Genomic DNA, 15,754 nt, shown 5'->3' on the forward strand with positions numbered 1-15,754 from the left:
TCAAACGCCGGACGGGCTGGAATTCCAGCCCGTCCGGTGTGCGGGGCCGCTCACCCCAGGGCCACGTCCAGCAGCTTCGCCCACTCCCGCACCACCCGTTCCCGCCGCGCCCCGTCGTCCGTCAGGAGATTCGCGAGGCCCAGGCCCCGCGCCATGTCCAGGAGCCCCTGGACCGTCTCCCGCACCCCGGGGCGGGACTCGTCCGCCCCCAGCAGCCGTACCGCGATCCGGTGCGTCTCACGGCCCACCCGGGCCTCCAGCTCCGTCACCCGGGAGCCGAGTTGCGGCTCGTTCGACGCCGCCACCCACAGATGCAGCGCCGCCCGGAACAGGGGGCCCGTGTAGAGGTCGACCAGGGCGGCCACCACGGAGGCGCGGTCCTGGGCGGGGAGCTCCCGCAAGGCCGTGGACCGCTGTTCGGCGACGTACTCCACGGCCGCCGTGAACAGGTCCTCCCGCGTCGGGAAGTGATGCTGGGCCGCCCCGCGCGAGACGCCCGCCCGCTCGGCGACCACGGAGACCGTGGAGCCCGCCCAGCCGCTCTCGGCGAGGCACGCCACCGCGGCCTCCAGGAGCCGCTGACGCGTCGCGCGGCTGCGGTCCTGCTTGGGCGAGCGGTCGGCGCGATCGGACCGGTCGGCCCGGTCGTCCGCGGTCACAGCACCCATGGGCACTCCCGTCGTTCGAGGAACGCCCCCATACCCTCCCGCGCCTCCGCCGATGCGAAGAGCCGCGCGGACAGGGCGACGAGGGAGTCCGTGTGGTGGTCGAATGCGTCGAGCACCCTAGCCGTGAGCAGCTTCTTCGTCTCGGCCAGGGCCTGCGGCGCCCCCTTCCGCAGCCCCTCCAGGAGAGGCGCGAGCTCCGCGTCCACGTCGTCCCCGGCCGCCGTCACCAGGCCGATCCGCGCCGCCTCCGCCCCGCCGAAGCGCTCCCCGGTGAGGAAGTAGCGCGAGGCCGCGCTCGGGTCGAGCCGGGACAGGAGCGGCATGGAGATGACCGCGGGCGCCACCCCGATCCGTACCTCCGTCAGCGCGAACGACGCCCCGGGACCCGCGGCCGCCATGTCGCACACGCCGAGAAGGCCGAGCCCGCCCGCGCGCACGTGCCCGTCCACCCGCGCCACCACCGGCTTCGGCAGCTCCAGGATCTGCCGGAGCAGTCCCACGAAGACCGCCGGGTCCGGCGGCTCCCGCAGGTCGGCGCCCGAGCAGAACGTGGAGCCGGTGTGCGTGAGGACGATCGCGCGTACGTCGGGGTCCTTGCCGCAGTCGCCGAGCGCCTCCGCGAGGCCGTCCAGGAGGCCCGCCGAGAGGGCGTTGCGGTTGGCGGGGTTGTCCAGGGTGAAGATGACGATGCCGCGCTGCGGGGAGGAGCAGACAAGGCTCATGGGAACTCCCTTTCTCCGGAGGAGACGGCTCAGTACGACTTGGGCAGGCCCAGCGTCTGGTGCGAGACGTAGTTGAGGATCATTTCCCGGCTCACGGGGGCGATCCGGGCCACCCGTGAGGCCACGATCAGCGAGGCCAGGCCGAACTCCTTCGTCAGGCCGTTGCCGCCGAGCGTGTGCACCGACTGGTCGACGGCCTTCACGCAGGCGTCGGCGGCCGCGAGCTTGGCCATGTTGGCGGCCTCGCCCGCGCCCATGTCGTCGCCCTCGTCGTACAGCCTGGCGGCCTTCTGCATCATCAGGCGGGCCAGCTCGATGTCGATGTGGGACTGCGCGAGGGGGTGCGCGATCGCCTGGTGGGCGCCGATCGGGCTCTTGAAGACGCTGCGTTCCTTGGCGTATCCGACCGCACGGGCGAGGGCGAAGCGTGCCATGCCGAGCGAGAACGCCGCCGTCATGATCCGCTCGGGGTTGAGGCCGGCGAAGAGCTGGAGCAGCCCGGCGTCCTCGTCTCCCACCAGGGCGTCGGCGGGCAGCCGTACGTCGTCCAGGGTCAGTTCGAACTGCTTCTCCGGGGCCTGGAGTTCCATCTCGATCCGCCGCCGGTGGAAGCCCTCCGTCTCGCGCGGGACGATGAAGAGGCAGGGCTTGAGGCTGCCGGTGCGGGCGTCTTCCGTGCGGCCCACGATCAGTGTGGCGTCGGCGATGTCGACGCCCGAGATGAACACCTTGCGGCCGGTCAGGAGCCAGTCGCCGCTCGCCTCGTCCTTGCGGGCGGTCGTGGTGATCCGGTGGGAGTTGGAGCCCGCGTCGGGCTCGGTGATACCGAACGCCATGGTGCGGCTGCCGTCGGCGAGGCCGGGCAGCCAGGCCCGCTTCTGCTCGTCGGTGCCGAAGCGGGCGATGACGGTGCCGCAGATCGCGGGCGAGACGACCATCATCAGGAGGGGACAGCCGGCGGCGCCCAATTCCTCCAGGACAATGGAGAGTTCGGCTATGCCGCCGCCTCCGCCGCCGTACTCCTCGGGCAGGTTCACGCCCAGGTATCCGAGCTTGGCGGCATCGGCCCACAGTTCGTCGGGGTGGCCTTCGCCCGCCACGACCCGGGACATGTAGTCGCGGCCGTACCGCTTGCCGAGCGCGGCGACGGCCGCGCGCAGGGCCTGGTGCTCTTCGGTTTCGAGGACGGTGCTCGGGACGGTGCTCATACGGATTGTTCCTCCTGTACGACGTCTACGACTGCGAGCAGGGCGCCGACCTCGACCTGGCGGCCGGGCAGGGCGTGCAGGGTGGTGAGCGTGCCGGAGGCGGGGGCGCAGATGCGGTGCTCCATCTTCATGGCCTCCAGCCAGATGAGGGGCTGCCCGGCGGTGACCCGCGCCCCTTGCGTGAGCCCCTCTGCCAGGCGCACGACGGTGCCGGGCATCGGGGCGAGCAGGGAGCCGGGCTCCTGGCGGGCGGTCGGCTCGGGGAGCAGCGGGAGCGCGGTGAGGGCGGTGTTGCCGACGTACACGCGATCGTCGCCGTACCGGCTCACGGTGAACTGCCTGCGTACGCCGCCGACTTCGAGCACGACGAGCTCGCGGGACACGGACAGCACCCGCACCCCTTCGGTGTCCCCTTCCGCGCTCAGCCCCTCCCGCGTGTGGCGGTAGCGCACCTCGTGCTCGGTGCCATCGGGCTCGCTGCGGAAGAGCTTGACCTGCGGCTGCGACGCGAGGTTGCGGAAGCCGCCGAACCGGGAGCGTCCGTGCGCGTCGGCGAGCGCGGCGGCCAGCGGGGCGTAAGGGTCCGGGGCGGGGGCCGCGAGCTCGGTGAGGTGCCGGTCGTAGAAGCCCGTGTCCATGCGGGCCCCGACGAACTCCGGTTGCCGCAGGGACCGTACGAGCAACTCCCGGTTGGTGACGGGCCCGTGCACGACCGCGCGCTCCAGCGCTCCCGCGAGACCGCGCAGGGCCTGCGCACGCGTGGGGGCGTACGCGACGGCCTTGGCCAGCATCGGGTCGTAGTGCACGCCGATCGTGTCGCCGTCCACGTACCCCGTGTCGAGCCGCACGCCCGGCACGGACAGCCGGTGCAGGGTGCCGGTCTGCGGGGCCCACTGCGCGGCCGGGTCCTCGGCGTAGAGGCGGGCCTCCACCGCGTGGCCGCGTGCGGTCGGCGGCTCCTTCGCGAGGGGCGCGCCCTCCGCCACCTGGATCTGCAGCGCCACGAGATCGATGCCGAACACGGCCTCCGTGACCGGGTGTTCGACCTGGAGCCGGGTGTTCATCTCCAGGAAGTGCGCCCGGTCGCCCGCGACCAGGAACTCCACCGTGCCCGCCCCGCGATACCCGGTCACCCGCGCCGCGCGCACGGCCTGTGCGTGCAGTTCGTCGACGAGTTCCGCCGTCAGGCCCGGCGCCGGGGACTCCTCGATGACCTTCTGGTGTCGGCGCTGGAGCGTGCAGTCCCGGGTGCCGAGCGCCCAGACGGTGTCGTGCGCGTCGGCCATGATCTGCACCTCGACGTGCCGGCCGCCCTCCAGATAGGGCTCGACGAAGACCTCGCCGTCGCCGAAGGCGCTGGCGGCCTCGGCACGCGCGGCCTCCAACTCGCCCTTCAGGGCTTTCAACTCGCGTACGACGCGCATGCCGCGCCCGCCGCCGCCGGACGCCGCCTTCACCAGGACCGGCAGATCGTCCTCGGTGACCTCGTCCACGGCCATCGGCGCGATGCCCATGAGTTCCTTGGCGCGGGTCTTGGACGCCATGGATTCGATGGCCTCGGGAGAGGGCCCGATCCACACGAGCCCGGCGTCCAGGACCGCGCGGGCGAAGTCCGCGTTCTCCGAGAGGAAGCCGTAGCCGGGGTGGACGGCGTCCGCGCCCGCCGCCTGTGCGGCCTTCACGACGAGTTCGCCGCGCAGATACGTGTCGGCGGGGGACGAGCCCGGCAGCCGTACGGCGGTGTCGGCCTCACGGACGTGCAGGGCGTCCGCGTCGGCGTCCGAGTAGACCGCCACGGTGGCGATGCCGAGGTCGCGGCAGGTGCGGAAGACGCGGCAGGCGATCTCGCCGCGGTTGGCGACGAGGACGCTGCTGATCGTTTTCGTCAGGGGGGACGTCATGGGGGTCCTCATGGAAGTGGTCATGGGAGTGGTCATGAGGGTCCTCACATCCGGAAGACGCCGAAGCCACCGCGCGCGCCCTCGTAGGGGGCGGTGTGGATCGCGGACAGGCACAGGCCGAGGACCGTGCGGGTGTCGCGGGGGTCGATGACGCCGTCGTCGTAGAGACGGCCGGAGAGGAACATCGGCAGCGACTCCGACTCGATCTGCTGCTCCACCATGGCGCGCAGGGCCGCGTCCGCGTCGTCGTCGTAGGGCTGCCCCTTCGCGGCGGCGGACTGCCGGGCCACGATCGACAGGACTCCGGCGAGCTGCTGCGGCCCCATGACGGCCGACTTGGAGCTGGGCCAGGCGAAGAGGAACCGCGGGTCGTAGGCGCGCCCGCACATGCCGTAGTGACCCGCTCCGTACGAAGCACCCATCAGGACGCTCAGGTGCGGCACGCGCGAGTTCGACACGGCGTTGATCATCATGGCGCCGTGCTTGATGATGCCGCCCTGCTCGTACTCCTTGCCGACCATGTAGCCGGTGGTGTTGTGCAGGAAGAGCAGCGGGATGTCGCGCTGATTGGCCAACTGGATGAACTGGGCGGCTTTCTGGGACTCCTCGCTGAAGAGCACGCCCTGCGCGTTGGCGAGGATGCCGATGGGATAGCCGTGCAGGGAGGCCCAACCGGTGGTGAGGCTCGGCCCGTACAGCGGCTTGAACTCGTCGAAGTCGGAGGCGTCGACGATGCGGGCGATGACCTCGCGCGGGTCGAAGGGGATCTTGAGGTCGCCGGGCACGATGCCGAGCAGCTCGTCCTGGTCGTACTTGGGCGGCTCCACGACCGTGGTCGCGGCCGGATCGGCGTACGCCTTGCGCCAGTTGAGGCGTTTGACGACCCGCCGCGCCTGCCGCAGCGCGTCGCGCTCGTCGTCGGCGAGGTAGTCCGCGAGGCCGGAGGTGCGGGCGTGCATCTCGGCGCCGCCGAGCGACTCGTCGTCGCTCTCCTCGCCGGTGGCCATCTTCACCAGGGGCGGGCCGCCGAGGAAGACCTTGGCGCGCTCCTTGACCATGATCACGTGATCGCTCATGCCGGGGACGTACGCGCCGCCCGCGGTCGAATTGCCGAAGACGACGGCGACCGTCGGAATCCCGGCGGCCGACGACTGGGTGAGGTGCTTGAAGAGCGCCCCGCCCGGGATGAAGATCTCCTTCTGGGACGGCAGGTCGGCGCCCCCGGACTCCACGAGGTGGATGGACGGCAGCCGGTTGGCGTGCCCGATCTCGTGCGCGCGAAAGGCCTTCTTCAGGGTCCACGGGTTGCTGGCACCGCCGCGTACGGTCGGGTCGTTGGCGGTGATCAGGCACTCCACGCCCTCGACGACGCCGATGCCGGTCACCATCGAGGCGCCCACCGGGTAGTCGCTCCCCCAGGCGGCGAGCGGCGACAGTTCGAGGAACGGCGTGTCGGGGTCGAGCAGCAGCTCGATCCGCTCGCGGGCGAGGAGCTTTCCGCGCTTGCGGTGCCGGGCCACGTACTTCTCGCCGCCGCCCTCCAGGGCCTTGGCCTGCTCGGTGCCGAGTTCGGCGAGCTTGGCCAGCATGGCCTCGCGGTGCTCGGCGTACTCGGCGCTCGCGGGGTCGAGCGCGGACGCGAGGACGGTCACGGGAGTACCTCCGTCGGTTCGGTCGCTTCTACGAACGGTTCGTCCGCGCCCAGGAGTTGGGCGGGCAGGTCGACGTGGCGGGCGCGCAGCCACTCGCCGAGGCCCTTGGCCTGCGGGTCGAAGCGGGCCTGGGAGGCGACGCCCGCGCCGAGGATTCCTTCGACGACGAAGTTCAGCGCGTGCAGGTTCGGCAGGAGGTGACGCACGACGTTCAACTCCGCCGCTTCAGGGATGAGTTCACGGAACCGCTCGACGGTCAGCTCGTGGGCGAGCCACCGCCAGGCGTCGTCGGTGCGTGCCCAGACGCCGACGTTCGCGTCCCCGCCCTTGTCGCCGCTGCGGGCCCCGGCGATGCGGCCGAGGGGGGCGCGGCGGGTGGGGCCGGGCGGGAAGGGTGCGGGCAGGGGAGGCTGCTCGTGGAGATCTTCGAGTACGAGGGTGTCGCCGGGGCCCTGGACCTGGATCCGCTCGCCGCCGGGCAGTACGGCCACATGGTCGACGGTGCCGCGCTCGACGTACGCGGCTTCGAAGACTCCGTAGGGCGCGCCCTTGCCCGGGGGTGCCGTGACGTGGAAGCCGGGGTAGCTGCCGAGGGCCAGTTCGATCGCGGCGCCGCTCAGGGCACGGCCGACGGGCTCCTGCTGCGGGTCGCGAACGACGAGCCGCAGCAGGGCGGAGGCGGTCTCCTCGCTCGGGGCGTCGGGCCGGTCGGTGCGGGCGAGTTCCCACCGCACTTCCTGCGGACGGGACTTGGACCGCGCGAACGCGTCCTCGACCTGGGCGCGGACGAGATCTGCCTTGGCCTCCACGTCGAGCCCGGTGAGGACGAAGACGACTTCGTTGCGGAAGCCGCCGAGCCGGTTCAGGCCGACCTTGAGGTCCGGTGGCGGTGCCTCGCCGCGCACTCCGGAGACGCGGACCCGGTCCGGCCCGTCCTGCGTGAGGGTGACCGTGTCCAGCCGGGCGGTGACGTCGGGCCCGGCGTAACGGGCGCCGGAGGTCTCGTAGAGCAGTTGCGCGGTGACCGTGCCGACGTCGACGAAGCCGCCGGTGCCGGAGTGCTTGGTGATGACGCTGCCGCCGTTCTCGTAGATCTCGGCGACCGGAAAGCCGGGCCGCAGCAGGTCGCTCTGTGGGCGCTCGCCGAAGAAGGCGTAGTTGCCCCCGGTGGCCTGCGTCCCGCATTCGAGGATGTGCCCGGCGACGACCGCGCCGGCGAGCCGGTCGTGGTCGTCGTCGCCCCACCCGAAGTGGGCGGCGGCGGGCCCGGTGACGAGGGCGGCGTCGGTCACGCGCCCGGTGACGACGATGTCGGCCCCGGCGCGCAGGCAGGCGGCGATTCCGGCGCCGCCGAGGTAGGCGTTGGCGGTGAGGGCATCCGGGAAACGGGCCCCGAGGTCATCGCCCTCCACATGCGCAACCCGCACACCGATCCCGAGCCGGTCTGCCAACTCCCTTACGGCGTCCGCGAGCCCGGCGGGATTGAGCCCCCCGGCGTTCGCGACAATCTTGACGCCCCGTTCCTGGGCGAGCCCAAGACACTCCTCCAGCTGCCGCAGGAAGGTCTTCGCGTACCCGCGGGTGGGGTCCTTGAGCCGGTCACGACCGAGGATCAGCATGGTCAGCTCGGCGAGGTAATCACCGGTGAGGACGTCGAGGGGGCCGCCGGTGAGCATGTCACGCATGGCGTCGAAACGGTCACCGTAGAAGCCGGATGCGTTGCCGATGCGGAGGGGGGCGGGGGGTGGGGAGGGGCGCGGGTCGCTCATCGCCCGCCTCCCTTCGCGGGGCGACCCGGCCCCGGCGGGCCCGCGAAGGCTTGCGCGATGCCGAGCCAGCGCTCGGCATCGGTGCCGTTCGTGCGTACGGCGAGGCGGCCGGGGGTGTTGGCGAGGCACGGCCGGGCGGCTGGCGGGGTTGTCCGTGGGGCGGCCTGCGGGGTTGTCCGTGCGGCGGCCTGCGAGGCGCTCATCGCCCGCCTCCCTTCGCCGGGCGGCCCGGTCCCGGTGGGCCCGCGAAGGCCTGGGCGAGGCTCAGCCAGCGCTCGGCGTCAGTGCCGTTCGTGCGTACGGCGAGGTCGTCTCGGTGGGCGCGTTGCGTGACGAGGAGGCAGAAGTCGAGCGCGGGGCCGGTCACGCGCTGGTCGGCGTCTTCGGGGCCGCTGGTCCAGGGCTCACCGGAGGGCAGCCGGAGCTCCACGCGGAAGGGGGACGCGGGCGCGTCGAGACCCCGTACCCCGAAGGAGAAGTCCCGGGCGCGCACCCCGATGTGCGCGATGTGCCGCAGCCGGTCGGTGGGCACCCGCTCGACGCCGAGCGCGTCGGCGACGTCCTGGCCGTGGGCCCAGGTCTCCATCAGCCGGGCCGTCGCCATGGAGGTGGCCGACATGGGCGGCCCGTACCAAGGGAAACGGGTGCCGCGCGGGGCGGCCGTCAGAGCCTTCAGCAGGGCGTCACGCCCGGCCCGCCACTGGGCGAGCAACTCGCCCGGCGGCTGCGCGGCCCCCTCCTCGGCCCCGGCGTCGACGAACGAGTCGGGAGCGGCGAGGGCCTCCTCGACGAGCCGGCCGAAGGCGTCCCCGTCGGTGACGGCGGTCAGCGCGGCGCGGTCGGTCCAGGCGAGATGGGCGATCTGATGGGCGACGGTCCAGCCCTCGGCGGGGGTGCCGAGCGCCCAGCGCTCCTCACCCAACCCCCCTACCAGCTGGTCGAGTTCCTCGCTCTCACGGCGCAGATCATCGAGTACGGGCACAGCTTCGGACACGGAGCGCTCCCCTCGGGGCACGAATGGGGTCTCCCCTGCTCGAACGAAGTTGAGAGCTTGGGGAAGTGCCCCGGAGCATGGCAGCGCCCGGAGAAACAAGCAAGCGTGCTTGCATTACTTTCCGGACGTCTCCGGGACGGGCGCTTCGGCCGCCCGCCCGTCGCCGTCCGCACACTCGCCGCCTTCGGCACCCTCGGCAGGCGCCAGGACCGCGTCCGGGGTGGCCCCCGTAACGACGTTTCCGCCGCCCCCACCGTCCCCGCCGTCCCCACGGCGCACCCGCCCCCGCCCGACCTGCGTCCGCACGGCCCCCATGCTGGCGGCGATGACGAGCGAGATGGCCAGCGCCTCGTTGACGGAAAGCGCCTGGTTCAGCACCAGGAATCCGGCGACGGCGGCGATCGCGGGCTCCAGGCTCATCATGATCGCGAAGGTGGAGGCGGGAAGGCGGCGCAGGGCGAGCAGTTCGAGGGTGTACGGCAGCACGGAGGACATCACGGCGACGGCCGCGCCGAGCGCGAGCACCTCGGGCCGCACCAGCTTCTCCCCGGACTCGATGAGGCCGAGCGGCAGGAAGAGGATCGCCGCGACGACCATCGCGAGGGCGAGCCCGTCGGCCTGCGGGAAGCGGCGCCCCGTACGGGCGCTGAACATGATGTACGTGGCCCACATGGCACCGGCACCGAGCGCGTACGCGACGCCGACGGGATCGAGCCCGCTGAACCCGCCCCCGCCACCCAGCAGGAAGACACCGCACAGGGCGAGCCCGGCCCAGATCAGATTCACGGCGCGGCGCGACGCGAAGACGGAGAGGGCCAGCGGCCCGAGCACCTCCAGCGTCACGGCGGGCCCCATGGGAATCCGGGCGACGGACTGGTAGAAGAGCCCGTTCATCCCGGCCATGGCCACACCGAAGGCGACGACGGTCCCCCAGTCGGCGCGGGAGTGCCCGCGCATCTTGGGCCGGCAGACGATCATCAGGACCAGGGCGGCGAAGGCGAGCCGCAGGGTCACGATGCCGAGGGCTCCGGCCTTGGGCATCACGCTCACGGCGATGGCCCCGCCGAACTGGACGGAGACGCCGCCCGCGAGCACCAGGCCGACGGGCCCGAGGGCACCCCACCGCCCACCGGATGCCGCCTCCTGGCCACTCCTCGACGCGTCCACAGCCATCCCTTCCACTTCTTGAGCCCCAACCAGCCTCGACCAGTCCACTCACCTGAACTACCCCGTCCAAGGTAGTAGACCACGTCAGGATTGTGGAGCCCTTTCACTGCTGTACGCAAACCGGGTCCACATGACGGTTGGCCGTGGAACCCCCCACACCCCGCCCCGCGTCTTGGGTGCAGTCACCACGTAACCGTACGGAAGTCAGGTCAGGGCATGACGCGCGACGGAAATCAGGCGACCGGGCGGCTGGGCGGGGGGTGTCGGAGCTACCGAGGCGCGGCGTACGGATTCGCGCTGCGGGTGTCCGGTCTCACTGCACTCCTCGGGTGCGCGATTCTGGCCGGGGGGTTCGCCGCGGCGTGGGACACCTTCGAAGGGGTCAGGGACTACGCGGACCGCAACATCGCCAACGAGGACTCCTACGTGGCCTACGCCGACGGCGGCTGGTTTCCGCTGGTGAAGGTCGGTCTCGGGGTGTCGTTGCTGCTGCTCGTCCTGGGACTTTTCGTCGTCTCCGTGCTGCACGCCGCGTACGCCGTCGCCGAGTCCCACTCCACGCGTGAGGGTGGTGGGGCGCTGACCGTACGCGAACTGTGGCGGCGTACCCGCGGGCGTTTCCCCGCCGCCCTCGCGGTCAACGCGCTGAGCGGTCTGATCGTGGGTGCCATGGCGCTGGCGAGCTACGTGCTGTGGATGACCGTCGAGCGTGGCGAGGTGCCCGGCGTCGAGCCCACGCCCATCGGCGAGACCGCGACCCCGCTCTACACGCTGGTGGGATGGGTGCTGCCGTTCGCCGTCATGTACCTGGGCCCGCTGCTGTACTTCCGCCTCTCGCTGGCCACCGCCGAGACGGTTCTGGAACGCCGCTCTCCGTTCGTGGCGCTGTACCGCTCTTGGGTGCTGACCCGCCGGGCACGCATGCGCACCCTCGGCCTCGGCACGCTGTCCGTGGCGGCCACGGCCCTCGTCATCTTCCTGACCGGCTACGCGGCCGCCCCTCTCGCCCATTACGCCGGGCTCGGCATGCTGTGGCTCAGCGACGACAACGTATGGATCACGGGCGTACTGATGCAGATTTTTCCCACAACCGTGGCCCTGCTCCTGCTCCCTCCGCTGGTCATGCCCCTGGTGTGCGGGACGACGGCCCGCTTGTACTGGGAGTTGCGGGCGGGCGAGGCGGACGCGAGGGGCGCGGAGACGGGCGCACCGCGGGCCGGCAGTGCGGCTGGCGGTGAGGGCTGGTGACGGCTGGTGGCGGCTGGGGCTGAGGGGCGCGGGATTCTCTGGCGCGGGAGCGGGCCGTGACGCCCGGGCAGGCGGGGCAGGTGGGTGGGGACGAGGCCGCACCGCATGGTGTCGAAGCTGGGGCCCGGGGGGTTGATGCGTCCGGCCAGGCGGGGGTGGGTGGGGGCGAGGCCGCGCCGCGTAATGCCGGAGCTCCGACGCCGTGGGCAGCACTCCGGCCCCCGTAACCCGGCCGCCCCCGTCCGGAATCCGTGAACCCCCGCACCCCGCGCCCCCCTCACCCCCCATCCAGCCCCTCCGCCAGCACCTCCGCCAAATGCCGCCCCCGTGCCCCCTCCCCCAGCTGTTCCAGCTGGGTTCGGCAGGAGAAGCCGTCTGCCAGGATCAAGGGGCCGCCCTCCGGCTCCGGGGTGGCGGCCCGTACCGCCGGGAGCAGTTGTTCCTCCGCGCAGGCCACCGAGACCTCGTAATGGCCCGCCTCGAAGCCGAAGTTGCCCGCGAGGCCGCAGCAGCCGCCGCTCAGCTCGCCCTCCAGACCCGCCTTCTCGCGCAGGCGGCGTTCCGGCGCGTCGCCGAGCACCGCGTGCTGGTGGCAGTGCGTCTGGCCCACCACCGGGCGGCCGATCCGGGGTGGTGTCCACTCCGGGGCCAGTTCCTCCAGGGTCTGCGCGAACGTCCGTACTCGGGCAGCCAAATCCCTGGCTCGCTCGTCCCCGGACAGCAGTTCCACCAGGTCCGTCTTGAGCGCCGCCGCGCAGCTCGGTTCGAGGACCATCAGCAGCGCGTCCGAGTCCAGCAGCGGTCCCATCCGGTCCAGGGTCCTCCGCATCACCGTGCGGGCGCGGTCCAGTTGGCCCGTCGAAACGTACGTCAGGCCGCAGCACACGTCCCCCGGCGGCACCACCACCCGCAGGCCCGCGTCTTCAAGGACCCGCACCGCCGCCCGGCCCACCTCCGGTGACAGGTGGTCCGTGAACGTGTCCGGCCAGAGCACGACCGTCGGGCCCGGAGGGGCCTCGCCAGCCCGCCTCTCCCGGAACCACCTGCGGAACGTCTCGCCCGCGAGACGCGGGATCTCCCTCTCCGGTGCGATCCCGCCCAGCTTCTTGGCCAGCGACGCCAGCACCCCCACACGGGCCACCGCGTTGGCCGCCCCCGCCGTCCGCGTCCGTGCGGCCAGGCGCAGCCACAGCGGCAGCCAGCCCATCGCGTAGTGCGCCGCGGGGCGCCGGCGGCCCTCGTAGTGGTGGTGCAGGAACTCCGCCTTGTACGTGGCCATGTCCACGCCCACCGGGCAGTCCGAACGGCAGCCCTTGCAGGACAGGCAGAGGTCCAGCGCGTCCCGTACCTCCTCCGAGCGCCAGCCGTCCGTGACCACGTCGCCCGCGAGCATCTCGTGCAGGAGACGCGCCCGGCCCCGCGTGGAGTGCTCCTCCTCGCCCGTCGCCCGGAAGGACGGGCACATCACCCCGCCCCCCGAACCGGCCGACGTGGTGCGGCACTTGGCGACGCCCACGCACCGCCGCACCGCCGCCGAGAAGTCCCCGCCGTCATGCGGGTAGCCGAAGGCCACGTCCACCGGCTGCCGCGGCAGCGGGTCGAAGCGCAGGTTCGAGTCCAGCGGCGCGGGCCGCACCAGCATCCCCGGATTCAGCAGGTCCGCCGGGTCCCACACCCCTTTCACCCGCTCGAACAGCCGGACGAGGTCAGCCCCGTACATCGTGGGGAGGAGTTCGGCCCGCGCCTGGCCGTCCCCGTGCTCGCCCGACAGCGAGCCCCCGTGCGCGACCACGAGCCGCGCCAGGTCCTCGGAGAAACGCCGGAAGCGCCGCACGCCCACCTCGCTCATCAGGTCGAAGTCGATGCGTACGTGAATGCAGCCGTCCCCGAAGTGCCCGTACGGGGTCCCACGCAGGCCGTGCTCGGCGAGCAGCCCCCTGAAGTCCCGCAGATAAGCGCCCAGTCGGGCCGGAGGCACCGCGCAGTCCTCCCACCCCGGCCACGCCTCGCTGCCGTCCGGCATCCGCGTCGCCGTCCCGCTGGCGTCCTCGCGGACCCGCCACAGCACGCGCTGCCCCGCCGGGTCCGTGACGACCACCGAGTCCACCGTGTCCCCGGCGACCGCCCGCGTGATCGCCTCCGCACGCGCGCGTGCCTCGCCCTCGCTCGCGCCGCCCGTCTCCACGAACAGCCAGGCACCGCCCTTGGGCAGCCCCTCGGACCCCCGTACGAGGTCGGCGGCCATCCCCTCCACCGTCAGCGGCCCGTACGGCAGCAGCCCGGCCGCGGCCTCCGCCGCCGCGCTCTCGTCCGCGTAACCGAGGACCGCGAGGGCACGCGCGCGTGGCGACTCGACGAGGCGTACGACGGCCTCCGTCACCACGCCGAGCGTGCCCTCGGAGCCGCAGAAGGCGCGGGCCAGGTCGACGCCCCGCTCGGGGAGCATGGCGTCGAGCGCATAGCCCGAGATGCGGCGCGGCAGGTCCGGGTAGCCGGTGCGCAGGAGCTCCAACTCGCCGTCCACCAGCGCCCGCAGACCCTCCGGAGCGCCGGACCAGCCCTGCCCCAGCGCGAGCCGCTCGCCCGCGCCGCTGACCACCGAGAGCGAGGCGACGTTGTCGGCGGTGGTGCCCCAGGCGACCGAGTGCGACCCGCAGGAGTTGTTGCCGATCATGCCGCCCAGGGTGCAGCGGTTGTGGGTGGACGGGTCGGGGCCGAAGGTCAGGCCGTACGGGGCCGCCGCACCCCGCAGTCCGTCGCAGATCACGCCTGGCTGGACGACCGCGGTCCGCGACTCGGCGTCCAGGGACACGATCCGGTTCATGTGGCGGGTGAAGTCGAGGACGAGCCCCGTGCCGGTCGCCTGGCCGGCGATGGACGTACCGGCGCCGCGGGCCACGACCGGCACCCCGCGCTCCCGGCACACGGCGAGCGCCGCCGCCACGTCGTCCGCGTCGCGCGGGGCGAGGACGCCGAGCGGCACTCTGCGGTAGTTGGACGCGTCCATGGTGTTCAGGGACCGCGCGGTGACGGAGAAGTCCACTTCCCCCCGCACGGCCGCCCGCAGTTCCTCTTCCACGCCTCCGAGATCACTCATGCCCATATCCATGCCCTCAATATGCATCCGCGAAGGCCCGTACCGAGGGCGGCCGAACGGGTCGGGGTGGAACCCCCCGCGCGTCCACGGACCGTGCGGGGCGGTCTCACCCGACGGACACTCCCGAGACGGGCGAGGCGGAGCCGTTAGGCTCCTCCCGTGGCTGAGATCCAGATTCCCGCTGACATCAAGCCCGCCGACGGACGTTTCGGCGCGGGCCCCTCCAAGGTGCGCACGGAGGCGCTGGACGCGCTCGCCGCCACCGGTACCTCTCTGCTCGGCACCTCCCACCGCCAGGCCCCGGTCAAGAACCTGGTCGGCAAGGTGCGCGAGGGTGTGCGCGACCTCTTCTCCCTCCCCGAGGGGTACGAGGTGATCCTGGGCAACGGCGGCTCCACCGCCTTCTGGGACGTCGCGACGCACGGCCTCATCGAGAACAAGTCGCAGCACCTCACCTTCGGTGAGTTCTCCTCGAAGTTCGCCAAGGCCTCGAAGCTCGCCCCGTGGCTCGCCGAGCCCACGGTGATCTCGAGCGAGCCGGGTACGCACCCGGAGCCGCAGGCCGAGGCGGGCGTGGACGTCTACGCCTTCACGCACAACGAGACCTCGACCGGCGTCGCGGCCCCCGTCAAGCGGGTGGCCGGCGCGGACGAGGGTTCCCTCGTCCTGGTGGACGCCACCTCCGGCGCGGGCGGCCTGCCGGTCGACATCGCCGAGACGGACGTCTACTACTTCGCCCCGCAGAAGTCCTTCGCGTCGGACGGCGGCCTGTGGATCGCCGCGTTCTCCCCGGCGGCCATCGAGCGTGCCGAGCGCGTGCACGCGAGCGGGCGGCACGTCCCGGAGTTCTTCAGCCTTCCCACGGCGATCGACAACTCCCGCAAGAACCAGACGTACAACACCCCGGCGCTCGCCACACTCTTCCTGCTCGGTGAGCAGCTGGACTGGATGAACGGCCAGGGTGGGCTCGACTTCACGACCGGCCGCACGGCCGCGTCCTCGCGCACCCTGTACGGGTGGGCGGAGGAGTCGAAGTACGCGACGCCGTTCGTCACGGACCCGGCCAAGCGTTCGCAGGTCATCGGCACGATCGACTTCGCGGACGAGATCGACGCCGCCGCGGTGGCGAAGGCTCTGCGCGCGAACGGGATCGTGGACACGGAGCCGTACCGCAAGCTCGGCCGCAATCAGCTGCGCGTGGCGATGTTCCCGGCGATTGATCCTTCGGATGTCGAGGCGCTCACGAAGTGCATCGACTACGTCATCGACAAGCTCTAGCAGCTCGTACGCAGATGGGGGCGCCCGGCAGGTGATACCTGCCGAGCGCC

The 15,754-nt window shown here is 72.3% G+C and carries 12 protein-coding genes; 2 read left to right on the forward strand and 10 right to left on the reverse strand.

From position 1 onward, the window contains the following. Nucleotides 1-50 precede the first annotated feature (50 nt). The 9 genes from ACWFRU_RS21605 to ACWFRU_RS21645 form a co-directional block, all read right to left on the reverse strand. On the reverse strand, nucleotides 51-668 hold the full coding sequence (locus tag ACWFRU_RS21605) for a TetR/AcrR family transcriptional regulator (RefSeq protein WP_453689272.1): 618 nt from the start codon (nucleotides 666-668) through the stop codon (nucleotides 51-53). Beyond that, a complete protein-coding gene (locus tag ACWFRU_RS21610) occupies nucleotides 656-1,390 on the reverse strand; it encodes an enoyl-CoA hydratase family protein (RefSeq protein ID WP_453689274.1) in 735 nt (244 codons plus the stop codon). The genes ACWFRU_RS21605 and ACWFRU_RS21610 overlap by 13 nt, the downstream gene beginning before the upstream one ends. A gap of 29 nt (nucleotides 1,391-1,419) precedes the next feature. Next, nucleotides 1,420-2,598: an acyl-CoA dehydrogenase family protein gene (locus ACWFRU_RS21615; RefSeq protein WP_453689275.1), complete on the reverse strand. Its 1,179-nt coding sequence runs from the start codon at nucleotides 2,596-2,598 to the stop codon at nucleotides 1,420-1,422. Beyond that, nucleotides 2,595-4,499, reverse strand: coding sequence for an ATP-binding protein (locus tag ACWFRU_RS21620; RefSeq protein WP_453689277.1), 1,905 nt, complete (start codon nucleotides 4,497-4,499; stop codon nucleotides 2,595-2,597). Before ACWFRU_RS21620 ends, ACWFRU_RS21615 begins: the two co-directional genes overlap by 4 nt. A 44-nt stretch (nucleotides 4,500-4,543) precedes the next feature. Then, the gene (locus ACWFRU_RS21625; RefSeq protein WP_453689279.1) at nucleotides 4,544-6,151 is read right to left on the reverse strand and encodes an acyl-CoA carboxylase subunit beta; all 1,608 of its coding nucleotides are present in this window, start codon (nucleotides 6,149-6,151) and stop codon (nucleotides 4,544-4,546) included. Then, on the reverse strand, nucleotides 6,148-7,920 hold the full coding sequence (locus ACWFRU_RS21630; protein ID WP_453689281.1) for an acyclic terpene utilization AtuA family protein: 1,773 nt from the start codon (nucleotides 7,918-7,920) through the stop codon (nucleotides 6,148-6,150). The genes ACWFRU_RS21625 and ACWFRU_RS21630 overlap by 4 nt, the downstream gene beginning before the upstream one ends. Continuing rightward, complete coding sequence (locus tag ACWFRU_RS21635) at nucleotides 7,917-8,123, reverse strand: hypothetical protein (protein ID WP_453689283.1); 207 nt, start codon at nucleotides 8,121-8,123, stop codon at nucleotides 7,917-7,919. The genes ACWFRU_RS21630 and ACWFRU_RS21635 overlap by 4 nt, the downstream gene beginning before the upstream one ends. Further along, nucleotides 8,120-8,914, reverse strand: coding sequence for a TIGR03084 family metal-binding protein (locus tag ACWFRU_RS21640; RefSeq protein WP_453689285.1), 795 nt, complete (start codon nucleotides 8,912-8,914; stop codon nucleotides 8,120-8,122). Before ACWFRU_RS21640 ends, ACWFRU_RS21635 begins: the two co-directional genes overlap by 4 nt. 114 nt (nucleotides 8,915-9,028) lie before the next feature. Further along, nucleotides 9,029-10,087: an EamA family transporter gene (locus ACWFRU_RS21645; protein ID WP_453689287.1), complete on the reverse strand. Its 1,059-nt coding sequence runs from the start codon at nucleotides 10,085-10,087 to the stop codon at nucleotides 9,029-9,031. Nucleotides 10,088-10,297: 210 nt separating this feature from the next. On the opposite strand from ACWFRU_RS21645, the gene ACWFRU_RS21650 reads away from it, so the two are divergent. Continuing rightward, nucleotides 10,298-11,329 (forward strand): hypothetical protein, encoded by a 1,032-nt coding sequence (locus ACWFRU_RS21650; RefSeq protein ID WP_453689289.1) that lies wholly within the window; start codon nucleotides 10,298-10,300, stop codon nucleotides 11,327-11,329. A 277-nt stretch (nucleotides 11,330-11,606) separates the two neighbouring features. Here ACWFRU_RS21650 and ACWFRU_RS21655 read toward each other — a convergent pair whose 3' ends face one another. Continuing rightward, complete coding sequence (locus tag ACWFRU_RS21655; protein WP_453689290.1) at nucleotides 11,607-14,426, reverse strand: FAD-binding and (Fe-S)-binding domain-containing protein; 2,820 nt, start codon at nucleotides 14,424-14,426, stop codon at nucleotides 11,607-11,609. A gap of 159 nt (nucleotides 14,427-14,585) precedes the next feature. Here ACWFRU_RS21655 and serC point away from each other — a divergent pair, with 159 nt between their 5' ends. Beyond that, nucleotides 14,586-15,704 carry a phosphoserine transaminase gene (serC, locus tag ACWFRU_RS21660; RefSeq protein ID WP_453689292.1) on the forward strand — a complete coding sequence of 373 codons (1,119 nt, stop codon included), beginning with the start codon at nucleotides 14,586-14,588 and terminating at the stop codon, nucleotides 15,702-15,704. Nucleotides 15,705-15,754: the final 50 nt, after the last annotated feature.

The sequence above is a fragment of the Streptomyces sp. NPDC055099 genome (assembly GCF_053607685.1).